This is a genomic window from Vibrio sp. E150_011 (assembly GCF_053544015.1).
Genome location: NZ_JBHFOL010000011.1, coordinates 67491 through 91382, shown reverse-complemented (window position 1 = coordinate 91382; position 23892 = coordinate 67491). Strand labels below are relative to the sequence as shown.

Genomic DNA, 23892 nt, shown 5'->3' with positions numbered 1-23892 from the left:
GCAATGAGTAATACTAACGTACCAGTGACGAAGCAATTGCATAAATTTGGTGGCAGTAGCCTGGCTGACCCTGGGTGCTACCGTCGTGTGGTATCGATTCTAAAAGACTACTCTCACGCAGAAGACCTGATTGTGGTATCAGCGGCAGGCAAGACAACCAACCGACTGATTGCGTTTCTGGATGCGTTAAACAAGGATGGCCGTGTTGCTCATGAGCACCTGCAAGCGTTACGACAGTTTCAATTTGAGTTGATTGATGAATTGCTCGATGGCGAAGAAGCGGAAGCCCTTCGTTCACAGTTGAGCGACGAATTTAGTACGCTTGGTGAGCAAATAGCGCCCCTTTCTGAGGCGCAGAAAGCCGCAATCTTGGGACATGGTGAGGTTTGGTCATCTCGCTTGTTGGCAGCATTACTAAGACAAAGTGAGTTGCCTGCGGTTGCCCAAGATGCAAGAGCCTTTTTGCGTGCTGAGTTTGGTGCTCAACCCGAGGTTGAGCGTGCCCAGTCTTACGCCTTGATTAAAAGTGCCTTGGCGCAACATGCGCACCACCGTGTGGTGATTACGGGTTTCATGGCGCAGAACAGTACCGGTGATACCGTGTTGCTTGGTCGCAATGGTTCGGATTACTCAGCGACCGTCATCGGTGCATTAGCTGAGGTGGCAAACGTCACCATCTGGAGTGATGTGGCAGGCGTTTACAGCGCGGATCCTCGTGTGGTTTCTGATGCGTGCTTATTGCCCCTTTTACGTTTGGATGAAGCCAGCGAACTGGCTCGCCTCGCAGCGCCCGTGTTACATAGCCGCACGTTACAGCCTGTTGCACAGAGTACCATGGAGTTAAATTTACGCTGCAGTTACTCTCCAGAATCAGGCTCAACGCGTATTGAACGCGTATTAGCCTCTGGACGCGGGGCAAAGATCATTACCTCGCTAGAAGAGGTACTATTGATTGAGCTGTCTTTTGGCAATGGGCATGATTTTGAGCGAGCAAAAGCAGAGGTGCTTCATAGCTTACAGCGTGCGCAGTTAGAGCCACTGGCCTATGAAGCGCAAGCCGACCAATCTCGATTACGCTTGGCGTATACCCCTGAGATCGCCGCTGGCACCCTCAATGAATTGCAAGACCTTGCGATAGAGGCGGAGATTAAGCTAAAAGAAGGCTTCTCCATGTTGGCCGCGGTTGGCGCTGGTGTCACGAAAAATGCGAATCATTGCTTTGGTTTCTATCAGCAGTTAAAACACGCACCGGTTGAATTTTTCTGTGAAGCCGATTCTGGCTTGAGCCTAGCGGCGGTCTTGCGTAAATCGGATGTCATGCCGCTTGTTAAGTCTGTACATACTCAGCTTTTTCAGGCGCAAAAACGCGTGGCGGTTGCACTATGTGGCAAAGGCAATATTGGTTCGAGTTGGCTTGAACTGTTTAAGCAACAGAAAAGCGAGCTTGAAAAACGCAGAGGCATGAGTTTTGATTTGGTCGCGGTGATCGGCAGCCAAGATTATTGGTTTGACGAAAACGGACTCGACGAAAAAACGGTCCTAGAATCTTATAAAGACGAGGCGGTACCTCATGAAGGTGACCGCTGGCTAAAACAAATTGCGGCGTTGCACGGCTTTGATGAAGCGGTTGTGTTGGATGTGACGGCAAGCGCTGAGTTAGCGCAGAAATATGTCGCTATTGCTGAGCATGGTGTGCACTTAATATCCGCAAATAAAGTCGCCGGTTCTGCCCCTAGCGCCGATTATCATCGCGTACAAGAAGCCTTTGCAAAAACGAGCCGTCACTGGCTTTATAATGCGACGGTTGGCGCAGGGTTACCGATAAACCATACCGTTCGAGATTTGCGTGAAAGCGGCGATGACATCATGGCGCTATCGGGTATTTTCTCTGGTACGCTGTCGTGGCTATTTCAACAGTTTGATGGCAGTGTGCCGTTTGCTGAGCTTGTTGACCTTGCATGGCAGCAGGGGCTAACGGAACCTGATCCTCGCTCTGATCTTGATGGCTCAGATGTGATGCGCAAACTGGTTATCTTGGCGCGTGAGTCTGGTCTTGAGATTGAACCCGATAGTGTTGTCGTTGAATCGTTGGTACCGGAAGAGCTTAAAGCCCTCACATTGGATGGCTTTTTTGAGCAGTCAGGGTTGTTGAGTGAGTTGCTTCAGGAGCGCCTTGACAAGGCACAGCGCGAAGAAAAGGTATTGCGCTATGTCGCTCGCCTTGATCGCTTTGGTAAGGCGCGTGTGGGTATAGAGGCGCTGTCTAAAGAGCATGCGCTAGCGAACTTACTGCCATGCGACAATATCTTTGCGATAGAAAGTAAATGGTACAAAGATAATCCGTTGGTTATTCGAGGCCCAGGAGCTGGACGTGAGGTGACTGCAGGTGCTATCCAGTCGGATCTGAATCTGATATCAAGCTTCTTCTAAGCAACATGATGACCTGTGTATTCATTCACAGGTCATCATTGTTTTACCCGTTACCCGTTACCCGTTTATTATTTATCTACTTATTCTGGGCCTAGAGCTCATTAATATAATCTGAATGTCTCAACAGAATACTGTCTCCCTAAGCTATGCTGGGTGAGTTTAGCGCCATGCACTCACAGCGTGTGTCGCTGCGAATTCAGGCCATTGAGCGTCACTTCATTCGTCGTCTTACTCCCGTTATTTTTCTTCTTCAATTTCATTAATTCTGATCATGAGAAAAATTCATTATTGTGCTATTGACTTTAAATGCTATTCATTTCATTCTATGGACATATAGACGTCTAAACGTCAAAAAAAGAATTTTTATTCATTTCATTGTTTTTAATGACAGACAGGTTTTCGTCTAAGGTTGGCTGGGATAACCAACTTTGGCATTTAGGGAGAGAGTTATGGGATACACGCATGCAGGGCATATCGATGCCTTAAACCAAAATATTGCTGAACTTTCGGACAATATTAATGTTTCTTTTGAATTCTTTCCGCCAAGCACCCCAACGATGGAAGAGACACTTTGGAAGTCAGTACATCGTTTAAAAACGCTTAAGCCTAAATTTGTATCAGTGACCTATGGTGCTAACTCAGGCGAGCGTGACCGTACCCACTCTATTATTAAAGACATTAAAAATGAGACGGGTTTAGTTGCGGCGCCACACCTAACGTGTATCGATGCATCTCGTAATGAGTTGATTGATATTGCTGAAGATTACTGGTCAAACGGTATCCAAAGCATTGTGGCCCTACGTGGTGATATCCCTGAAGGTGGTGGTCAACCCGATATGTATGCGTCTGACTTGGTTGAGTTGCTTAAATCACGCCATGACTTTGATATCTCAGTGGCGGCTTTTCCTGAGGTACACCCGGAAGCAAAAAGCGCGCAGTCTGATTTGATAAACCTCAAGCGCAAGATTGATGCCGGTGCTAACCGTGCGATTACGCAATTCTTTTTTGATGTAGAAAGCTACCTGCGTTTTCGTGACCGTTGTGTGGCGGCGGGTATCGATGCTGAAATCGTACCGGGCATCTTGCCAGTGTCTAACTTCAAGCAAGCTTCTCGTTTTGCTGGAATGAATAAGGTGAAGGTACCAGGCTGGATGCAAAAGCAGTTTGAAGGTCTAGATGATGACCCTACCACTCGCCAGCTTGTTGGGGCGAGCCAGGCCATTGATATGGTCCGAACCTTGAGCCGTGAAGGCGTGAAAGATTTCCACTTCTACACATTGAACCGCTCAGAAATGACCTATGCATTGTGTCATACGTTGGGTGTAAGACCTTAGACCTTACTTAGATATTGTGGATTTAGGTTAACCCATTAACACACATAAGTGATAGGCCACTAGTGAACCTAGAAAGCCTTCTCCAGATATAAAAAAAGCGCTGAAGTGATACTTCAGCGCTTTTTTAATTGGTGCCATGTAGCGATAAATCGTCAACGCTATCGATGTGTCGTGAATCGTTAGGTTGCTGTTATCGCTTAATGAATGATTATGCGATCGCTTCAAGCTCGGCAAGGGTCTCTTCTGCCCAGTCAAGCCAAGCTTGGCGAGAAAGCAGGTTGCGACGCAATGTTAGGCGTTCTAAGCGAGCGGGCGTGTCTAGAGTGCTTGGTGTCGCGTAATACGCCGCTTCAATCTCACGATAATGTGCGACCAATTTTTTCGAATCTTCAATCAGCTCTTCAAGTTGAATACGGAATGCCGCTGATGGTTGAACCGCACATGCGGCAAGCTTTGCTGAGAACTCATCGCGCACAGTAGGGTGAACGGTAGGTTGCTCAAACCAGTCAGCCAAAGTGCTGCGGCCTGATTCAGTGATTGAGTAAACCTTGCGGTCAGGCTTACCGTCTTGAGGCTCTAATTTACAGGTGACAAGGTCCTTGTCTGCCATTTTATTTAATTCGCGATAAACCTGTTGGTGGCTCGCTTTCCAAAAATATCCGATGCTTGCGGAAAATTCCTTAGTGATATCGTAGCCAGTCGCATCGCGAGTGCTTAAAACAGTAAGGATAACGTGTGGTAGTGACATGATAAAAATCCAAATCAATAACTTAATAATAATTATGGTGCTTAGTACTGTCATCGAAGATGTGACATAGCCGCGTCTAGCGCTCTTTTGAGAGCAAAAGAATGGGTCTTGTGTAAGAAGCATGGCCTGCGTGGTTTACGCAGTAACCTTATATAAGCCTTTGTCACCTAGAGGGTTGTATGAACACACAACCTGTCGTTGCCGATATTGGTTTATTATTTTTATCGATCAACGAGAAATGATTATATCTAATTGTATAAGCATGAAGTGGAATAGAGAGTGATATCAGTTGAAAAGGACTAACAAAACACTCAGTAAGGATCTGAAGTAAAATAAAAGGCCGCAAAGTGCGACCTTTTGTCTTTGTTTTAGAATTATATTCTGCTTATCCAGTGTTTCGCATGCCAGCTGCGATGCCAGCAATCGTTACCATAAGCGCTTCTTCTAGCTCACTTTCCGTCTCTTCACTCTGACGAGTGCGATACAAAAGCTCAGCTTGTAACATATTGAGTGGCTCAACATAGGTGTTACGAAGACGGATGGACTCTTGTCCCCACGGGTCACTTTGCATCAGGTGATCATTGTTTTCTACGTTCAAGACGGCTTTGATGTCTTGTTGCAATTGATCGCGCAGCTTATCACCCAGTGGTAATAGTGTCGGATCCGCTAGGCGTTGGTCGTAGTAGCGAGAAATCTCGATATTACACTTGGTGTAAACCATCTCAAGCATGCCAAGGCGTGTTGAGAAAAATGGCCATTCACGACACATTTCTTCCAGTAGGGCTTGATGGCCTTTATCAATCGAATACTGAATGGCTTCACCAGCGCCTAACCAAGCTGGCAACACAAGACGGTTCTGACTCCAAGAGAAAATCCATGGAATCGCTCGCAGGCTTTCTACGCCGCCATTTGGGTTACGTTTTGCCGGGCGAGAGCCGAGCGGCAATTTGCCGAGTTCGAGTTCCGGTGTGGCTTGGCGGAAATAAGGAACAAAGTCAGGCTCATCACGCACGACACGACGGTAAGCGTCGCAAGAGACTTGTGACAGCACTTCCATAAGGTCACGCCAATCTTGTTTTGGCTTCGGTGGCGGCAACAAGTTGGCTTCAAGGATGGCACTGGCGTATAGATTGAAGCTGTTGATTGCAATCTCAGGTAAGCCGAGTTTAAAACGAATCATCTCGCCTTGCTCGGTAACACGAAGACCACGTTTTAAGCTTTTTGGTGGCTGTGATAGAAGCGCAGCGTGTGCAGGCGCACCACCACGACCAATAGAACCGCCACGACCATGGAATAGGGTAATCTCGATGCCAGCATTCTCACTGACTTCAACCAAGGATTCCATAGCACTGTATTGTGCCCAGCCTGCGGCCATGACACCGGCATCTTTCGCTGAATCAGAGTAGCCAATCATGACCATTTGATGATTTTGAATATAGCCACGGTACCAGTCGATCTCAAACAACTGCTTCATAACGGCTTCAGAGTTGTTTAAATCTTCCAATGTTTCGAACAGTGGACAAACGTCCATGCGGAACTTACAGCCACACTCTTGCAAAATGAGGTGAACGGCTAGGACGTCAGAGGCAGTACGTGCCATTGAAATGACATAGGCACCAAACGCATCACGAGATTGAGAAGCGATGATTCGGCATGTGTCTAACACTTCTTGGACGGGCTCTGAAGGCTCCCAGTCACGAGGAAGCAACGGGCGCTTAGAGCTCAGCTCATTGATAAGGAAAGAAACCTTGTCTTGCTCGCTCCATTGATCGTAGTCACCCAGACCTAAGTGACGCGTCAGTTCTGAAATTACATCAGAATGGCGAGTACTTTCTTGACGAATATCTAGGCGGACAAGGTGCACACCGAAGGCTTTCACGCGGCGAATGGTATCCAGCAGTGAACCGTCAGCGATGATGGCCATGCCGCTTTCGCGTAGTGACTGGTAACACGCCAATAGCGGCTCCCATAACTGAGCGCTGTCTTCTAGAATCGGCTTGTTTGGCACATCGTGGTGGTTGATTTGCGCTTCCAATACCTCAAGCGTATTCACCAATAGTTTGCGTACCGGTTTCAAAATCGCACGGTACGGTTCATGCTGCTCGCCAGCCAACTCTCTGACATGGTCGTTACATTTCACCATTGAAAGTTCAGTGATGAGCTCTTGGAAGTCTTGCAGGTAAAGCTCAGCCGCTTTCCAGCGAGAAAGTAGCATGACCTCACGTGTAATCTTGTGCGTGACAAACGGGTTGCCGTCTCGGTCGCCGCCCATCCATGAAGAGATATGAACCGGACGAGCATCGATAGGGAGCCCTTCGCCTAGGTAGTTTTTCAGGCGGTCATCCATTTCACGTAGGAACTCTGGAATGGCTTCCCACAACGAGTTTTCAACAACGGCAAATCCCCACTTAGCTTCATCTAATGGGGTCGGACGTTGCTGACGAATAACGTCAGAATGCCAGCTTTGAGCGATCAATTGCTCTAAACGTCGTTCTGTTTTCTTCCGTTCTTTTTCAGACAACTCGCTTAATTCAAGCTTGGAAAGACATTCGTTTATCTTCACGAGCTTGTTGATCATCGTACGACGAGTGATTTCCGTTGGGTGCGCAGTGAGGACAAGTTCAATATTGAGATCGCGCACCGCTTGCGCCGTATCCAGCTTGCTGATGTTCTCGTGGCTAAGCTTAGAGAAGAGTGAATCAATTGGGTCTGGTTCACAGACATCTGCTTCACAACCTCTTGAAATGGTGTGATATTGGTCAGCGATATTGGTGAGGTTTAGGAATTGGTTAAATGCACGAGCGACTGGGGTGAGCTGCTCGTTAGGCAGGCTGGTAATCTCTTCGATTAGAATATCACGATCGGCTTCATTGCCTGCACGTACAACGGATTTAGAAAGCTGGCGAATTTTCTCCACTTTTTCTAAAATCGCTTCCCCGTGTGCTTCCTTGATGGTGTTTCCCAACAAGTGCCCAAGCATCCTAACATTGCTTTTTAGTGGGGCGTATTTTTCGTTCATAGTCATCCTGCCTTGTAATTTAACTACATCCATTATTCCGTTTCAGGTTAACAATCTAGCGAAAAATGCTAGTCGTAGTCAAATAAAGTAATCCATGTTTGCAATAATCGTATTGGAATAAAAAACGCACACTGGTCGTTAACTTACTAACGCACCGTGTTTTTTTACTGACAATGCTCATATCGATAAGGGGTGTATTTTTGTTGATTTCAATGATGTTTCATTCTTTAGACATGTTGCTGAATAATTGTACAGCAACACGTTTTTAATCAATAATATTGAAAATTTATTACATATTGCTGATTAATCAAAGCAATACTGATTGATCGCCTTAGCCAGCACGTTAATGGTGGGATCAACAAAGTCTAAGCTGAGAAACTCATCCGGCTGATGGGCCTGGTCGATTGAGCCCGGACCTAGCACCAATGTGGGGCATAACTCTTGTAAGAACGGTGCTTCAGTACAGTAATTTACCGTATCCGATGGGGTCTCACACAGGCTTTCCATTCCAGCCACAAATGGGTGCTGGTGATCGCACTCATAACCAGGAATTGGCTCATGCAATGCTGTGATGGTTAAGCGTCCTGGCCATTTTTCTTCCACTTCTTTCAACGCATTTCTAAGCATATTATCCAAGCCATCAAGGCTGATTCCCGGCAGTGGGCGAACATCGTAGTGCAGCTCGCAGCACCCACAGATTCGGTTGGCACTGTCACCACCGTGAATGTGGCCCAAGTTTAACGTCGGGCTAGGGATAGCAAAACCAGGGTGGTGGTATTCTTTGACGAGCTTGTCACGCAGTTTCATCATCGCGAACATGACCTCATGCATGATCTCGATAGCATTGACGCCAAGCGCTGGATCGGACGAGTGACCGGACTTCCCTGTCACGCGAATAGCGTTTGCTACGTGTCCTTTGTGGCCGCGAATCGGCACGAGGTTAGTCGGTTCGCCGATGATGCAGTAATCTGGCTTAAAGGGGGCGGTTTCCGTGAAGTGTCTTGCCCCGAGCATCGTCGTTTCTTCGTCACAGGTTGCGAGGACGTAGAGGGGCTTGGTTTGCTTACTCCAGTCTATTTTCTTGACGGCTTCATAAATGAAGGCAAAGAACCCTTTCATATCAGCCGTGCCTAACCCATAAAAGCGATTGTCTTTTTCCGTGAGATCGTGAGGATTGAAACTCCAGCGTCCCTCATCAAAAGGAACGGTATCACTGTGACCTGCAAGAAGAAGCCCACCTTCGCCTTGGCCTTTCTTAGCAATCATGTTGAATTTATTGGGCTCCACTTCCTCGACCTCGACACTAAAGCCAAGGTCTTTCATCCAGGTTGCCAGTTTTTCGATGACTTTTTCGTTGCCATGGTCCCAGCTTGGGTCGGTAGAACTGATAGAAGGGGTACTGATTAGGCCTTTGTAGACCTCTAAGAATGTTGGCAATTGCATATTATCTTCACTTCTACTGTTGACAGATTAACTCTAAGACGGTAAAACACATATTAAATCATAATTAATGAATAAAAAATCAGTTAATGCGTATTTTTTTAGATTTATAGTCATTAGTTGATATGTTTAAGTCTGACGAAAATGGATGTAGATAGATGTTGAAAACCACCATTATTGGCGCGACCGGTTATACAGGAGCTGAACTTGCTCTGATGGTCACCAAACACCCGGAGCTTACGCTATCAGGTTTATACGTGTCCGCCAATAGTGTGGATGCGGGTAAACCGATTTCACAACTGCACGGTAAGCTGGCTGGTATTGTTGATGACAGCGTTCAACCCTTGATTGATGTTGAAAAAGTGGCCAGTGAGAGCGATGTGGTTTTTCTCGCGACGGCCCATGAAGTGAGCCATGATTTAGCCCCTGTATTTTTAGATCAAGGCTGCCAGGTCTTTGATTTATCTGGAGCGTATCGGGTAAAAGGCGATGATTTTTATACAACATTTTATGGCTTCGAACATCAGCACGCCCAATGGCTAGATAAAGCCGCTTATGGGTTGGCGGAATGGAACGCTGCCGACATCCAAGCCGCGCAGCTCGTTGCGGTTGCGGGTTGTTATCCAACAGCCTCACAGTTGGCCATTAAGCCGCTTGTTGAAGCAAACCTAATTGATACGCAAGTTTGGCCGGTGATCAATGCAACAAGTGGTGTGACGGGCGCGGGTCGTAAAGCAACGACAAGCAATAGCTTTTGTGAGGTGAGCTTGCAGCCTTATGGGTTGTTTACTCACAGGCATCAGCCAGAAATGACCACGCATCTAGGTTGTGAAGTGATTTTTAATCCGCATCTTGGCAATTTCAAACGCGGTATTCTTGCCACGATTACCATGAAGCTGGCAGATGGAGTGAGTGTTGAACAGGTACAGCAGGCCTTTGAAGGCGCGTATTCTGACCAGCCTTGCGTACGCATCAAAGCGGACAGTATTCCAAGAATTCAAGACGTAGAGTACACCCCGTTTTGTGATATCGGTTGGAAGGTACAAGGGCAACATATTATTGTCGTCTCCGCGATAGATAATTTATTGAAAGGCGCATCAAGCCAAGCGATGCAGTGCTTGAATATTAAGAATCAATTTCCCCAGCTGACTTCGCTGGTATAGGGCAGGAGAGCACTATGAGTTTGACACAACAAGAATCGACATCGTTATCTTCTATGCCTTTAGTCATCAAGCTGGGTGGCGCAGCGTTATCGTGCACACAGACATTGAATCAACTATTTGTTGCGATTTCGAATTATCAGAAACAAGCCGAGCGTGAGATCGTTATTGTGCACGGTGGCGGTTATCTTGTGGATGACCTGATGCAGAAGCTGAACCTTCCAACAGAAAAGAAGCAGGGTTTACGTGTCACGCCTTATGATCAGATTCCACTGATTGCCGGTGCCTTAGCTGGCACGGCGAATAAACTCCTGCAAGGTGATGCGATCAAAGCGGGGTTGAACGCTGTGGGCTTGAGCCTTGCTGACGGCGGATTGTGTGAGGTGACGGAGTTGAACCCTGAACTTGGCGCTGTTGGTAATGCACAACCTGGAAATCCAGCCGTGTTACAAGCCATTTTAAAAACAGGCGCGCTGCCAATCATTAGTTCAATCGGTCTTGATAATAATGGCCAACTGATGAATGTTAATGCCGATCAAGCCGCGGTTGCCGTTGCTGGTGCTTTGGACGCTGAATTAGTTCTGCTGTCGGATGTGAGTGGTGTACTGGACGGCAAGGGTCACTTGCTACCGACGCTGACTCAAGAGCAAGCGGATGCATTAATCAAGGGGCATGTGATTACCGATGGCATGATTGTTAAGGTTCAAGCTGCGCTGCAGGCTGCCAGTGAGCTAGGCCGCCCGATTGAAGTGGCAACGTGGCGTTATCCTGAAAAATTAATTGACCTGTTTGCTGGCAAAAGCATCGGGACTCAGTTTGTACCAAACTAAGCCGACGATAACCAAATCTAGACTGTGTGGCGATAGGCGGCACAGTGAAATGAATAGACAAAACCAAATTTAAAACCCGAGACGCTGACCGCCAATTCAGGCTCGGACATTAGGAGAGAAACCATGAGCAAGAAAGCAGTAAAGAAAGTTGTTGTAGCCTATTCTGGCGGTCTTGATACTTCCGTTATCATTCCGTGGCTAAAAGAAAACTACGATTGTGAGGTTGTCGCATTTGTGGCTGATGTCGGTCAAGGTGAGCAAGAGCTCATTGGCATTGAAGAAAAAGCAAAAGCATCGGGCGCGTCGGAGTGTTACATCGCTGACCTAAAAGAAGAAATGGTGTCAGAGTACATTTATCCAACCCTTAAAACGGGTGCATACTATGAGGGTAAATACCTACTTGGTACGTCAATGGCTCGTCCAATCATTGCTAAAGCACAGGTTGAAGTCGCACGTAAAGTAGGGGCAGATGCTTTGTGCCACGGTTGTACCGGTAAGGGGAACGACCAAGTACGTTTTGAAGGGGCATTTGCCGCGCTAGCACCCGATTTACACGTTATTGCCCCTTGGCGCGAATGGGACTTAGTGAGCCGTGAAGAATGTCTCGATTACCTCGCGGAACGTAATATTCCTTGTACGGCATCGCTAACGAAAATCTACTCACGTGATGCAAATGCATGGCACATCTCAACAGAAGGTGGCGTGTTAGAAGATACATGGAATGCGCCTAACGATGATTGCTGGGATTGGACTGTGGATCCAGAGCAAGCACCTAATGAATCTGAATCTGTGACAGTACAAGTGGTGAAAGGTGAAGTGGTTGCGGTTGATGGCGAGACGATGACCCCGTATAACGCACTGGTTTACCTGAATGAAAAGGGCGCTAAACATGGTGTGGGTCGTATCGACATCGTTGAGAACCGTTTAGTGGGCATGAAGTCTCGTGGTTGTTATGAAACTCCAGGTGGCACCATCATGATGGAAGCGCTGCGTGCAGTTGAGCAATTGGTGTTGGATAAAACGGCATTTGAGTTCCGTGAAGAGCTTGGCGTGAAAGCTTCTCACCTGGTTTATGACGGTCGTTGGTTTACCCCGCTGTGCAAATCTATCCTTGCAGCAAGCGAAGAGTTGGCGCAAGACGTCAATGGTGAGGTTGTGATTAAGCTTTACAAAGGCCAAGCTACCGTGACGCAAAAGCGTTCTGACAATAGCTTGTACTCAGAAGAGTTCGCTACCTTTGGTGAAGATGAGGTCTACGACCAAAGCCATGCGGAAGGCTTCATCCGTTTGTATTCACTTTCAAGTCGTATCAGAGCGTTGAACGAGGCGAAGAAAAACAAATAATGCCATTGGTTGCTATTTGAATTAAGGTTAACCCACTTGCTGTGCAAGTGGGTTTCTTGTTTTAGAGAGACTAAAAAATAACACGGTAGATATTTATGAATAATTATGTGAAATAAGTGAATTTTTACTTTATTTTCTTTTTGATTTGCCGTAAGTTTAACCTATCAAAAAAACAAACTGACTTTGATTAAATTCCATCGTTGGGCAAGCAATGAATACCGAGCAGTTAGGAGAGTAACAATGGCATTATGGGGCGGAAGATTTACCCAAGCAGCAGACACGAGATTCAAAGATTTTAATGACTCATTACGCTTTGATTACCGATTGGCTGAGCAAGACATTGTTGGTTCTATTGCTTGGTCTAAGGCACTGGTTTCAGTCGATGTGTTAACGATAGAAGAGCAGCAAAAGCTGGAGCTGGCGTTAAACGAGCTGAAGCTTGAGGTGATGGAAGATCCTGAGCAAATTCTACGTTCAGATGCTGAAGATATTCATAGTTGGGTTGAACAGCAGTTGATTGGCAAAGTCGGGGATTTAGGCAAAAAGCTGCACACGGGGCGTTCTCGTAACGACCAAGTCGCCACGGATTTAAAACTCTGGTGCCGTCAACAGGGCCAACAACTGCTTATTGGGCTCGATAGACTGCAAGCTCAAATGGTCAGTGTGGCGAGAGTGCATCAGGCAACGGTATTACCAGGTTATACTCACCTTCAGCGTGCGCAACCTGTTACGTTTGCGCATTGGTGTATGGCGTATGTTGAAATGTTTGAGCGTGACTATTCACGGATTGAGGATGCGATAAAGCGTCTTGATACCTGTCCATTAGGCTCAGGCGCTTTAGCGGGCACCGCTTACCCGATGGATCGTGAAGAGCTGGCTCATAACCTTGGATTTCGTCGTGCAACCCGTAACAGTTTGGATTCTGTTTCTGACCGTGATCATGTGATGGAGCTGATGTCGATTGCTTCTATCTCAATGCTGCACCTTTCTCGCCTTGCTGAAGATATGATTTTTTATAACTCAGGTGAATCCAATTTCATCGAGTTAGCGGATACCGTTACGTCTGGCTCATCATTGATGCCACAGAAAAAAAATCCGGATGCGCTTGAGCTGATCCGTGGTAAAACCGGCCGTGTGTATGGGTCGTTAGCTGGCATGATGATGACAGTTAAAGCCTTGCCGCTGGCTTACAACAAAGATATGCAAGAAGATAAAGAAGGCTTGTTCGACGCTCTTGATACTTGGAACGACTGCATGGAAATGGCGGCATTGTGCTTTGATGGTATCAAGGTTAACGGTGAGCGTACCCTAGAAGCCGCGAAACAAGGCTATGCCAATGCAACTGAGCTGGCGGATTATTTGGTCGCGAAAGGCATTCCATTCCGTGAGGCGCACCATATTGTTGGCGTTGCCGTGGTTGGCGCGATTGATAAAGGCTGTGCATTGGAAGAATTGTCACTTGCCGAACTAAAAGTATTCTCGGATAGCATTGAAAACGATGTCTACGATATTCTTACTATCGACAGTTGTTTAGAAAAACGTAGTGCATTGGGTGGCGTGTCTCCACAGCAAGTCGCTTATGCGGTTGACCAAGCAGAGAAGCGTTTGAGCTCTCGCGATAATTCCGCTGTGAAGGTGCGTTCTGCAAGACTAACCGATATTGATGCACTAGAAAGTATGGTTGCGTACTGGGCGAACCAAGGTGAGAACTTACCTAGAAATCGCAACGAATTAGTTCGAGACATTGGCTCCTTTGCCGTCGCGGAACATCACGGCGAGGTGACGGGATGTGCATCGTTGTATGTTTATGATTCGGGGCTTGCTGAGATTCGTTCTCTTGGGGTAGAAGCTGGTTGGCAAGGACAAGGTCAAGGCACGGCAATTGTGCAGCACTTGGTCGAAAAGGCTCGTAAAATGGCGATTAAGAAAGTCTTTGTGCTCACTCGTACTCCTGAGTTCTTTATGAGACATGACTTCATTCCAACGTCGAAGACCTTGCTACCAGAAAAAGTACTGAAAGACTGTGATCAGTGCCCAAGACAGCATGCTTGTGATGAGGTGGCACTAGAAGTTAACCTTGTAGAGCAAATTATTGCCAAAATGAATGTTGCCTAACCTATTGAATTTTATTGTTATAATTTGATGATCGAAAATAATTCAAGAAAAGATCATTTTTTTGGGAACCAATGAGAAAAAGCCCGGTCTATTAAAGTACCACTGCTTTTTCTTAGAAGAATCTAAGAAGGCCCCAGGTCAGATTTGACACTGGGGCTTTTTTCTTTTTAGCGGTAAGTAACCTCATTGTCATGTATACCCATTCCTCTTCGTATGCGCTGCCTTTTATCTCTTCTCGCTCTACTTTCCTGACCTACATTTGTTTGCCCAAAGACAAAAGATTTAGCGTAGCGACAAAAAAACGCCAAACCTATTATGGTTTAGCGTTTATTGGCTTGTCTGCGTATGACTTGCTTCTAGATGACTGGTCTCTATGCTAAAGACGAAGTATCGATCGCGACTTTTTAACAACCAGGGCCACAATCCAAGCAGTGCTTGATGGTTTCTGGACCAAGATGAAGCTTGGCATTCAGGTCTCGAAGCGCGGTTCGAACTCCCTCTTCGATCACTGGGTGATAAAAGGGCATGTCGAGCATATTCGATATGGTCATTTGATTCTGGTGTGCCCATGCGAGTAGGTGCGCTAAGTGCTCCGCATTTGGACCTATCATCTCTGCACCCAAGAATCGACCAGTACCTTGTTCGCCATAGACGTGCAGAATACCTTTATTGCGCAGCATGACTCTAGATCGCCCTTGGCCTTCAAATGACACCTCGCCCGTGGCAAAACAACCACAACCCCCAAGGCGTTGCTCAAGTTGCTTGAACGACTCACCAACCATAGCGATCTGTGGATCGGAGAATACTGCGGAAATGGTACTTCTTCGCAGACCCGCTCGGATATCAGGAAATCGCCCAGCATTATCGCCTGCGATACGGCCTTGATCGGCGGCTTCATGCAATAATGGAAGTTGATTGCTGGCATCACCGGCAATAAATATATTATTGGCCGACGTTTGTAACGTGTAGTGATCGGCGGTAGGGACACCACGCTCATCAAGCTCAACCGTGGTGTTTTCAAGCGATAGTTTGTCAACGTTTGGTCGACGTCCCGTTGCCGCTAACACATAGTCCACAATAAACGTTTCAGGTTTCCCCTCAAGGTTGATGAATTGAATCTCGACTTTATCGCCTTCGATACGCTTCATGCTCTCTACTTTGACATCGGCGTCAAGGTAGAACTCTTCTTGGAAGGTATTGTTGGCGTAATTCATGACGTCAGGGTCAGTTAATGGTCCTACTTGCCCACCCAGTCCAAAGACCTTGGTTTTAACCCCAAGACGGTGCAAGGCCTGTCCTAATTCAAGACCGATTACGCCAGGGCCAAAGACGGCGATGGATTCAGGCAAGTCATCCCAATCAAAGACGTTGTCGTTGACGATCAATCGGTCACCAAGCTCGTTCCATACGCCAGGGTAGGCTGGACGTGATCCAGTGGCGATAACGATACGTTCTGCGGTGATCGTGGTGTGTCCATCAACCAGCAGCGTATTGTTATCAAGGAATGTTGCATAGCCAGAGATCTTATCCTCTGCGGGGATCTCTTCGACACCTTCTAGAACAAAACCCACAAAGCGATCGCGTTCGCTTTTGATGCGAGCCATGACTTCCTTACCATTGATGATGGTTTCACCCTGCGGGTAAATCCCAAAACCTGGCGCTTTTTCAATTTGGTGTACGCTTTCTGCTGCCGCTATGAGCAACTTTGAAGGCATGCATCCCACACGAGCACATGTGGTTCCGTAAGGACCACCCTCTACCATAACCACATTATCGGTATGAGCTTTGGCGGCGCGATAGGCACCCAGACCGGCGGTGCCACCACCAATAATGGCGACATTTACATTCAATTGTTTCATAGCGGTATCTCTTTAAGCGAAATTGAGGGATTGGAAAGAAGAAGAGGAAATGTGCGCTCGTGTTTCTCGCCCAAGTACAAGGTGACTTGGACGAGAAGGTCACGAAGTGGTTAGCCCAGGTATGCTTCTAACTCTTCGCTACCGCCAATGTGCTTACCACCGATGAAGACTTGTGGCACCGTTGTGCGACCGCTGATAGCGCGTAGGCTGACCGTTGTCGCGTCTTTTCCTAATACGACTTCCTCATACTGAAGACCGTGATCAATCAGGTTTTGTTTCGCTTTGGCACAGAAAGGACAGCTCGGCTTAGTGAAAACGGTAATGGACTTTTGTGTCTTGTAGTCTGGTGCAACATGCTTGAGCATGGTATCAGCATCAGAAACTTTGAACGGGTCGCCTGGTTCATTTGGTTCAATGAACATTTTTTCTACGACGCCATTTTTCACTAGCATGCTGTAGCGCCATGAGCGTTTGCCAAAGCCGATGTCATTTTTGTCTACCAACATGCCCATACCGTCGGTAAAGTCGCCATTGCCATCAGGGATGAATGTAATGTTTTCTGCTTCTTGATCCGCTTTCCATGCATTCATAACAAACGTGTCGTTCACTGAAACACAGACAACTTCATCAACACCGTGGTCTTTAAAGACAGAGAATAGCTCGTTGTAGCGAGGTAGGTGGCTTGATGAACACGTTGGAGTGAAGGCACCAGGTAGGCTGAATACGATGACCGTTTTATCTTTGAATAGCTCATCTGTTGTAACGTTAACCCAAGCGTCGCCTTGGCGAGTAGGAAAGGTGACTTGTGGAACAGACTGGCCTTCTTTTGATGTAAACATATGATGTCCTTTTAAATACAATAATTTGAATTCGTGAATTTTTCACATTGAGCTTAGCGGTTGCTGCTCTGTTTCGTTGGGATCATTATCAAAAAAACGCGTTGATAGTTCCAATCGTTTATTGTTATGGTATTGATAGTTATTTTCTATCTGAGGTTGCAATGAATATTCGAGACTTTGAATACTTAGTGGCGCTTGCTGAGCACAAGCATTTTCGCAAGGCCGCGGAGGCGTGTTTTGTTAGTCAGCCAACGTTAAGCGGACAGATTCGTAAACTCGAAGATGAGATTGGTACGTCATTATTGGAGCGCAGCAGCCGACGAGTGCTGTTTACCGAGCCGGGTTTATTGCTGGTTGAACAGGCGAGACGCGTACTCAATGAAGTCAAAACCTTTCGGGAAATGGCGACAGGGCAGAGCGGGGAGATGACTGGGCCGATGCACATTGGCTTTATCCCTACGGTAGGCCCATACCTATTGCCGAAAATTGTTCCCCAACTCAAAGAGATGTTTCCTGAACTCGAATTGTATCTTCATGAGGCACAGACTCATCAACTAGTTAGACAGTTAGAAGAAGGCAAATTGGATTGCCTTGTGCTGGCCTCCGTTGCAGAAACGGCACCATTCAAAGAGATCGAGGTCTATAATGAGCCGCTAAGCATCGCTGTGCCATGTGATCATGAGTGGGCAGGCAAAGCTGAGCTGGATATGTTGGAACTCAATGGTCGTACAGTACTGGCGCTAGGGGACGGCCATTGTCTGCGAGATCAAGCCTTAGGTTTCTGCTTTGCGGCAGGCGCGAAGGATGATGAACGTTTTAAAGCGACAAGCTTAGAAACGCTGCGCAACATGGTAGCAGCAGGCGCTGGGATCACCTTGTTGCCAGAGCTGTCATTGCCGAAAGAAAAGCAAAAGGATGGGGTGTGTTATGTGAATGCCGTCAATCCTACGCCGTCAAGAAGCTTAGTGTTAGCGTATCGTCCCGGTTCACCACTGCGAGCGCGTTTCGAGAAAATAGCCGAGGCGATCACAGGTTGTTTGCCTCGTTGACGCCTTAAGTTAATTCAACCTTTTAGTATTAGTATTAGTATTGATCTTTATGTTAATACTAGAGCGGCTTCTAATGCCAATATGTTGAAACATTTAGCATGAAACAAACACGCATAAAAAAGCCCTCTAATTACTTAGAGGGCTTTCTGTTTACCTATCAAAAGTTTGGTTTGATATTACTCGCCAATAACTGGCTAAAACAAGCTTTCACTTTCTGAGGCATCACTGGAATACAGAGTGTCAGTAAAGCTTTCTTGAACGTATTCTTTCGGTTCAGTGCCAATCTCAAAGTACTCAAACATAGACGATGAATCTGTTTTGTTTGATAGCAGTCCTGATTCACGATCAATACGAACGCGTGTAATACCATTTGGGATTGCTTTGGCGGTTTGTGGCTCGTCTTCTAACACAACACGCATGAAATCAACCCATGCAGGTTGCGCTGTTTTTGCACCAGCTTCAGCGCCTGAGATTTGATCTTTACCAAGATTACTGTTGGTCGTTGTGCGACCTAGCTTTCTTTGGTGGTCATCAAATCCGACCCAAGCTGTGGCGACAATGCCAGGACCATAACCGTTATACCACGCATCTTTTGAGTCATTTGTCGTCCCTGTTTTTCCGCCAATATCGCGGCGTTCCAGTTTTTGAGCACGCCAGCCAGTACCATTCCAGCCCGTTCCATCACGCCAATTACCTCCACCCCAAATATTGCTATACATCATCTCACGAGTCAGAAATGCGGTCTGTTCTGATAACACATGTGGTGCATAATTGGGCTCATTGGAATCCATGTCTTCCTCATTAAAGTCAGTGAGTTCAACAGGTTCAAGAGCACTTGCATTGGTCGCCTCTTCGATGCTTGGCGCATCGTCGCTATTGTTTGAGGCTAACATTTCTGGTGTTGGCATCTTTGGACAATCGGTGTGACAAATCACTTTAGGATTTGCTTCAAACTCGACTTTTCCAAATGGGTCTTCGACACGACTGATGTAATAAGGCTCAACGTAATAGCCGCCGTTAGCAAAGACAGAGAACCCTTGTGCCATCTGGATTGGTGTTAGGCTGCCAGCCCCCAAAGCGATGGTTTCAGAGCGTGGTAACTTGGATTTATCAAAACCAAAGCGGGTTAAATAGTCGCGAGTATCGTCTAACCCCACTTCTCGCAATACGCGTACAGCCATGACGTTTTTAGACTGCGCTAGGCCGATACGAAGACGAGTCGGGCCGGTATAGGTCGGTGGTGAGTTCTTAGGACGCCATGCTGTGCCCGCACTCTTGTCCCATTTATTGATAGGCGCGTCATTGACTAGGCTTGCTAGTGTCATGCCTTTATCGAGCGCGGCTGCGTAGATAAATGGCTTGATGCTTGAACCAACCTGACGTACCGATTGAGTGGCTCGGTTAAACTTGCTGTGCACGAAGTTAAAACCACCCACAAGCGACAGTACAGCGCCGTTCTGAGGATCGATAGCAACAAAAGCAGTATTGGCATTAGGCACTTGGCTCAATCGCCATGTGATGACTTTCGCTGGCATCTCCGCTTCGTCTTCAGTGGCGGTAGCGGTTTCTTTTGTATCATCAAGTGCTTCAATCTGACTTGCTCGTACCCAGATTTGTTCACCAACGGCCGTCACGTCACCTGCTGACTTTGGTGCCGCACCTTGGCGCTCATCGGTTCTAAATTTGCGAGCCCATTTCATGTTGTCCCACTCAATGGTCTGTTCTTGATAACCCTTAACCCAAACCGTGATGGATTTCGCATTTACTTTAGTGACCAGTGCAGGGCGTAGTTCGCCATAAGTCGGCTGTTTGCGTAGGTACTTAGTCATGTCTTCAGTAGACATGGCTGGTTGATCTGCCTTCCAGACGACTTTCTCTGCACCTCGGTAACCGTGGCGCTCATCATAGGCCAAAAGGTTATTGATCGCAGCGGTATGCGCCGCTTTTTGCAACTTAGAATCGACAGTCATGGTCACGCGCATGCCGGATTCGTAAGCGTCATCACCGTAGCGTTTAACCATCCAAGCGCGTGCAATTTCAGCGACATAAGGCGCTCGGAGTTCGATTTCTGCCCCATGGTATTGAGAAATGATCGGCTCTGAACGCGCTTCATCGAACTGGGCTTGAGTGATGTATTTTTCACTGAGCATGCGTGCCAAGACGACATTGCGGCGATGGGTGGCACGATCAATGGAGTAAATTGGGTTCATTGTAGAAGGTGCTTTTGGCAATCCAGCAAGAACGGCTATCTCACTCAGCGTGAGCTGGTTAAGATCTCGACCAAAGTACGCTTGCGCTGCTGCACCAAAACCGTAGGAGCGATAACCAAGGAATATCTTATTGACGTACAGCTCCATGATTTCTTGCTTGCTTAGCAGCTGCTCAATGTGCACGGCGATAAAGATCTCTTTTATCTTACGCATGACTTTTTTCTCATTGGATAAGAAAAAGTTACGAGCAAGCTGCTGAGTGATAGTACTGGCACCTTGAGACGCACTGCCTGATGCAATAACGGCAACAGCAGCACGAGTGATTCCTATTGGGTCAAAGCCATAGTGGTCGTAATAACGACTATCTTCTGTGGCAATGAGTGCATGAATCAAATCCTGGGGAATCTCATCATAAGTAAGGGGGATGCGTCGTTTCTCGCCAAATTGTGCGATCAGCTTCCCGTCTTGGCTAAGCACCTGCATAGGGGTTTGGAGCTGGACGTCTTTAAGCGTTGCAACGTCAGGCAGTTCTGGTTTTACGTAGTAGTAAAACCCAATAATAGTACTCACTCCAAAGAGTATGCAAATAAATGCAAATACCAACAGTCTCTTTATGAACTTCACCGGAGATTCCCTGATTGATTAAGGTTATGGGTAGGTAATTACTTGTACTCTAGACCAAAAATTACCTATAGGGTTAATTAACGCTTATTTGGGCGTCAATCTCAACCTTTTCACTTGGTTATTGTATTTGTTGAGGTTATTTCTTATGACTAAGAAATGGATTACGGGTATTGATATCGGGCGCTACAGCGTCAAAGCCGTGGTTGTAAAGGTTGATTGCGCTCATATTACGATAGTAAACCATCTAGAACTGAAGGGTTCTGATTCTATTTTCTCCGATCCTCATACGTTAAAGCATCAAGAAACTGTAAAGAATCTCAAAAAAATACGAAAAACCGCCCCTTTTTTTAGAAAAAAGGCGGCCATTGCATTACCGGATAGTGTGTCAATTAATAAGGTCATCACCTTAGAGCATGGACTTGATGGTCAGGAGCAAGTCTTTGCCGTATTTCAGGCGATGGCTCATCAGACGCCATACCCACTAGAAGAACTGGCCTTAGATTTTTACAAAGAACCCTCAATGTCGGGCGCCAATACCGAGGCATATCGTGTTCATGTTGTTAAGCACGCTATCGTCGATAACTGGACCCAGCCCATAAAGAAAATTGGCTACCGGCCAGAATATATGGACACGAATATTAACGCACTTCGTGGACTGCAGGTGTTGCTCGTTCAACAGCAACCATGGCTACAAAACTGGGGAGTTCTGGACTTAGGGCATCACCATGTTGCCCTGTGCCCGCCTCAACCGTTATCACAAGATATGGCTAAGCAATGGTCTTATGAAAATCATGAGTGCGCAGGTGACTCACTCAATAGTATTGCGCCAAAGTCGCCAGCCGAGGTCATGATTGAACATTTGGCCAGTAAGATATTAGCGCAACTGAAACTTTATCGGTCTATACAAGGGGAACAGGGGTTACAAGGCATAGTGTTATGTGGCGGGCATGCTAACGACTCGAATATTGCCGGTTTGATTGAAAGGCTCACCGGTATGCCGATAAAGACAATAGACTTACATGCCTGTGTGGATGTAGCGAGTGAAGGCGGTGCTCGATTGAATGGTTCTTTTGCGACGGCATTAGGGGTTGCCTACAACGCAATCCAATGGATGGAGGCGCATTAAATGGAGATGGTTAACCTGCTGCCTTGGCGAGAAAGAAAACGTAATCATCATCGTCAGCGTTTTGTGGTCGCCGTCATGCTATCGGTGTTAGTCGCAATCATCGGTGTGCAAATAGCAGCCTGGTATGTGTCTTCTCAGATTGACGTGCAACAGGCGCGGCAACAATACCTTCAAAAGAAAATCGACGCGTATCAAAAAGACATTGCCTTGTTATCTGATATCGTAAAATTGCATGACACACTAGAGCAGCGTTTGCATTATGTCGAAACCCTGCAAAGACAGCGCAATAAAACCACTGCCGTTATGAACGCTCTCCCAGATCTCATACCGAAAGGTGTCTATGTCGATAAGATTGTTATGGAAGGGACGCGTTTTAAATTGAGTGGTATTAGTAGTCGAACCGCTAATTTGGCCCAGATGTTGGATCTTTTTGAGCGCTCAACGTTGTTAATCAATGTCGACATGCACTCGATTGTGCATGGTAATCAGCGTTTTGGTCAGAGCTATCAGTCGTTCAATATTTCTTTTCAGTTTAACTCAGCGCGCTTAAGTGAGTGGGTCCCATCACCATCGCATGTGGTCGGAGCGCGTTAAGATGAATATACCGGCCCTCGAGTTAGACGAAATGGCAGATTGGCCTTTTGCGGCGCAATGTTTTGTCGCGATCTTACTGTCGCTATTACTGCTGTGCGCTGGTGGTTATTTTATAGTTAAACCCGATTTAGATGAGTTGAGTGCACACAAACACCAAGAACTAACACTTAAATTAGAGCTCACTCGTATGGCGAAAAAAGCGGCTCTCCTACCGTTGATGCAAGCCCAGCTTGATGAGCTGAATACACACTATGATTTTTTATTGGAGCAGCTGCCGGAGCAAAAAGAACTGGCGAGCTTATTGGCCGCCGTGAATGAGGAGGGGCTAAATAACGGGCTGACTTTTACGCGTATTGATTGGGGTAAGCGGGTTCCTCAAGACTTTTTACTAAAGTTGCCACTCGATATTGAGCTCACCGGGCATTACAACAGTATTGGTGAGTATGCCCACGCAATCGCGCAGTTGCCGCGTATCGTTTTACTTGAAAATGCAGAATGGCAACGAGTTAGCCAAGAAAGCAGTACGTTGCACTTTCGTGTGAGGGCCTATACCTACCAGTTTCGAGAGAAATCACAGATAAACATACCTCAAACCCAGCGAGGGAATCGTGAGCAATAAAGGTTGGATACTATTTGTTGTCATGCTTTTTGGGTGCCAGGCCAACGATAACTCGCTTGAAGATTTTGTTGCGAAAACCGAGGCTAATTTGGAGGTTGAGGTCGATAAGCTCAAGCCAACTCAGTCTTTTCATGTCATGCCATTTTTATCTCATCCTGAAGGGTCACCCTTTGAGCTACCTCAATTAGCGCAGGCACAGACACCCGCTTTTAGCGAAGTGTGTTGGCAACCTAAGATTAGGGTTAAGGGGCGGTTAGAGCAATACCGACTTAATGAGCTACATCTAAAGGGAATAATGAGTAAAGGAGAAGCGCTTACGGGGTTGTTGCTGTTGCCAAATCGTCAGTTGGTTAAGGTCCGGAAGGGGCAGTATGTTGGAGAAAATAGCGGACAAATTAAACAGGTGACAGCGGAGGGTTTGGTTGTCAACGAAACCTTATCGGATGGTCTAGGTTGTTGGTTTAAAAGGCAAGTTAAGCTCACGTTGAATTGATGGAGAAGTCGTCGTGCTAGGGATAAATAGAAAGTTGCTCAGTGGTGTTATAAGCCTTG

The 23892-nt window shown here is 46.7% G+C and carries 17 protein-coding genes; 11 read left to right on the top strand and 6 right to left on the bottom strand.

The annotated features are described in order from the left end of the window. The first annotated feature begins 3 nt into the window (after nucleotides 1-3). Nucleotides 4-2430: a bifunctional aspartate kinase/homoserine dehydrogenase II gene (locus ACE1OE_RS16465; RefSeq protein WP_449211668.1), complete on the top strand. Its 2427-nt coding sequence runs from the start codon at nucleotides 4-6 to the stop codon at nucleotides 2428-2430. A 449-nt stretch (nucleotides 2431-2879) separates the two neighbouring features. After that, nucleotides 2880-3764: a methylenetetrahydrofolate reductase gene (gene metF / locus ACE1OE_RS16460; RefSeq protein ID WP_102469703.1), complete on the top strand. Its 885-nt coding sequence runs from the start codon at nucleotides 2880-2882 to the stop codon at nucleotides 3762-3764. Nucleotides 3765-3972: 208 nt separating this feature from the next. Here the strand turns inward: metF and ACE1OE_RS16455 are convergent, their stop codons facing one another. The 3 genes from ACE1OE_RS16455 to argE form a co-directional block, all read right to left on the bottom strand. Beyond that, the gene (locus ACE1OE_RS16455; RefSeq protein WP_102469757.1) at nucleotides 3973-4512 is read right to left on the bottom strand and encodes a PadR family transcriptional regulator; all 540 of its coding nucleotides are present in this window, start codon (nucleotides 4510-4512) and stop codon (nucleotides 3973-3975) included. Between the two features lie 385 nt (nucleotides 4513-4897). After that, entirely contained in the window at nucleotides 4898-7531 is a 2634-nt protein-coding gene (gene ppc, locus ACE1OE_RS16450) for a phosphoenolpyruvate carboxylase (RefSeq protein ID WP_449211667.1), read from the bottom strand. Nucleotides 7532-7834: 303 nt separating this feature from the next. After that, nucleotides 7835-8974 (bottom strand): acetylornithine deacetylase, encoded by a 1140-nt coding sequence (argE, locus tag ACE1OE_RS16445; protein ID WP_449211666.1) that lies wholly within the window; start codon nucleotides 8972-8974, stop codon nucleotides 7835-7837. 155 nt (nucleotides 8975-9129) lie between these two features. Here argE and argC point away from each other — a divergent pair, with 155 nt between their 5' ends. From argC to argH, 4 genes are all read left to right on the top strand, one after another. Continuing rightward, nucleotides 9130-10134, top strand: coding sequence for an N-acetyl-gamma-glutamyl-phosphate reductase (argC, locus tag ACE1OE_RS16440; protein WP_449211665.1), 1005 nt, complete (start codon nucleotides 9130-9132; stop codon nucleotides 10132-10134). Between the two features lie 14 nt (nucleotides 10135-10148). Continuing rightward, on the top strand, nucleotides 10149-10961 hold the full coding sequence (gene argB / locus ACE1OE_RS16435) for an acetylglutamate kinase (RefSeq protein WP_372059755.1): 813 nt from the start codon (nucleotides 10149-10151) through the stop codon (nucleotides 10959-10961). Between the two features lie 123 nt (nucleotides 10962-11084). Then, nucleotides 11085-12305, top strand: a complete 1221-nt coding sequence (locus ACE1OE_RS16430; protein WP_372059756.1) for an argininosuccinate synthase — start codon at nucleotides 11085-11087, stop codon at nucleotides 12303-12305. Between the two features lie 240 nt (nucleotides 12306-12545). Continuing rightward, nucleotides 12546-14420: an argininosuccinate lyase gene (gene argH / locus ACE1OE_RS16425; RefSeq protein ID WP_102469708.1), complete on the top strand. Its 1875-nt coding sequence runs from the start codon at nucleotides 12546-12548 to the stop codon at nucleotides 14418-14420. Between the two features lie 404 nt (nucleotides 14421-14824). On the opposite strand, the gene ACE1OE_RS16420 is transcribed toward argH, so the two are convergent. Both ACE1OE_RS16420 and ACE1OE_RS16415 read right to left on the bottom strand, forming a co-directional pair. Next, complete coding sequence (locus tag ACE1OE_RS16420) at nucleotides 14825-16279, bottom strand: dihydrolipoyl dehydrogenase (protein WP_449211664.1); 1455 nt, start codon at nucleotides 16277-16279, stop codon at nucleotides 14825-14827. Between the two features lie 110 nt (nucleotides 16280-16389). Then, a complete protein-coding gene (locus ACE1OE_RS16415) occupies nucleotides 16390-17118 on the bottom strand; it encodes a redoxin family protein (protein WP_449211663.1) in 729 nt (242 codons plus the stop codon). Between the two features lie 161 nt (nucleotides 17119-17279). On the opposite strand from ACE1OE_RS16415, the gene oxyR reads away from it, so the two are divergent. Next, complete coding sequence (gene oxyR, locus ACE1OE_RS16410; protein WP_372077410.1) at nucleotides 17280-18167, top strand: DNA-binding transcriptional regulator OxyR; 888 nt, start codon at nucleotides 17280-17282, stop codon at nucleotides 18165-18167. Nucleotides 18168-18361: 194 nt separating this feature from the next. Here oxyR and ACE1OE_RS16405 read toward each other — a convergent pair whose 3' ends face one another. Continuing rightward, on the bottom strand, nucleotides 18362-21001 hold the full coding sequence (locus ACE1OE_RS16405) for a penicillin-binding protein 1A (protein ID WP_372059761.1): 2640 nt from the start codon (nucleotides 20999-21001) through the stop codon (nucleotides 18362-18364). 145 nt (nucleotides 21002-21146) lie between these two features. Here ACE1OE_RS16405 and pilM point away from each other — a divergent pair, with 145 nt between their 5' ends. Genes pilM through ACE1OE_RS16385 form a run of 4 tightly spaced genes read left to right on the top strand, consistent with a single transcriptional unit; the run spans nucleotide 21147 to nucleotide 23833 of the window. Next, nucleotides 21147-22127: a pilus assembly protein PilM gene (pilM, locus tag ACE1OE_RS16400; protein WP_449211662.1), complete on the top strand. Its 981-nt coding sequence runs from the start codon at nucleotides 21147-21149 to the stop codon at nucleotides 22125-22127. Then, nucleotides 22128-22721: a PilN domain-containing protein gene (locus tag ACE1OE_RS16395; RefSeq protein WP_449211661.1), complete on the top strand. Its 594-nt coding sequence runs from the start codon at nucleotides 22128-22130 to the stop codon at nucleotides 22719-22721. A 1-nt stretch (nucleotide 22722) separates the two neighbouring features. Then, entirely contained in the window at nucleotides 22723-23340 is a 618-nt protein-coding gene (locus tag ACE1OE_RS16390; RefSeq protein ID WP_449211660.1) for a type 4a pilus biogenesis protein PilO, read from the top strand. Beyond that, nucleotides 23330-23833 carry a pilus assembly protein PilP gene (locus ACE1OE_RS16385; RefSeq protein WP_449211659.1) on the top strand — a complete coding sequence of 168 codons (504 nt, stop codon included), beginning with the start codon at nucleotides 23330-23332 and terminating at the stop codon, nucleotides 23831-23833. The genes ACE1OE_RS16390 and ACE1OE_RS16385 overlap by 11 nt, the downstream gene beginning before the upstream one ends. Nucleotides 23834-23892 lie beyond the last annotated feature (59 nt).

What these genes read in the sequence shown, in the direction of transcription:
- ACE1OE_RS16465 (WP_449211668.1), top strand. Translation starts at nt 4, where the DNA reads ATGAGTAATACTAACGTACCAGTGACGAAGCAATTGCATAAATTTGGT.
- metF (WP_102469703.1), top strand. Translation starts at nt 2,880, where the DNA reads ATGGGATACACGCATGCAGGGCATATCGATGCCTTAAACCAAAATATT.
- ACE1OE_RS16455 (WP_102469757.1), bottom strand. Translation starts at nt 4,512, where the DNA reads ATGTCACTACCACACGTTATCCTTACTGTTTTAAGCACTCGCGATGCG.
- ppc (WP_449211667.1), bottom strand. Translation starts at nt 7,531, where the DNA reads ATGAACGAAAAATACGCCCCACTAAAAAGCAATGTTAGGATGCTTGGG.
- argE (WP_449211666.1), bottom strand. Translation starts at nt 8,974, where the DNA reads ATGCAATTGCCAACATTCTTAGAGGTCTACAAAGGCCTAATCAGTACC.
- argC (WP_449211665.1), top strand. Translation starts at nt 9,130, where the DNA reads ATGTTGAAAACCACCATTATTGGCGCGACCGGTTATACAGGAGCTGAA.
- argB (WP_372059755.1), top strand. Translation starts at nt 10,149, where the DNA reads ATGAGTTTGACACAACAAGAATCGACATCGTTATCTTCTATGCCTTTA.
- ACE1OE_RS16430 (WP_372059756.1), top strand. Translation starts at nt 11,085, where the DNA reads ATGAGCAAGAAAGCAGTAAAGAAAGTTGTTGTAGCCTATTCTGGCGGT.
- argH (WP_102469708.1), top strand. Translation starts at nt 12,546, where the DNA reads ATGGCATTATGGGGCGGAAGATTTACCCAAGCAGCAGACACGAGATTC.
- ACE1OE_RS16420 (WP_449211664.1), bottom strand. Translation starts at nt 16,279, where the DNA reads ATGAAACAATTGAATGTAAATGTCGCCATTATTGGTGGTGGCACCGCC.
- ACE1OE_RS16415 (WP_449211663.1), bottom strand. Translation starts at nt 17,118, where the DNA reads ATGTTTACATCAAAAGAAGGCCAGTCTGTTCCACAAGTCACCTTTCCT.
- oxyR (WP_372077410.1), top strand. Translation starts at nt 17,280, where the DNA reads ATGAATATTCGAGACTTTGAATACTTAGTGGCGCTTGCTGAGCACAAG.
- pilM (WP_449211662.1), top strand. Translation starts at nt 21,147, where the DNA reads ATGACTAAGAAATGGATTACGGGTATTGATATCGGGCGCTACAGCGTC.
- ACE1OE_RS16395 (WP_449211661.1), top strand. Translation starts at nt 22,128, where the DNA reads ATGGAGATGGTTAACCTGCTGCCTTGGCGAGAAAGAAAACGTAATCAT.
- ACE1OE_RS16390 (WP_449211660.1), top strand. Translation starts at nt 22,723, where the DNA reads ATGAATATACCGGCCCTCGAGTTAGACGAAATGGCAGATTGGCCTTTT.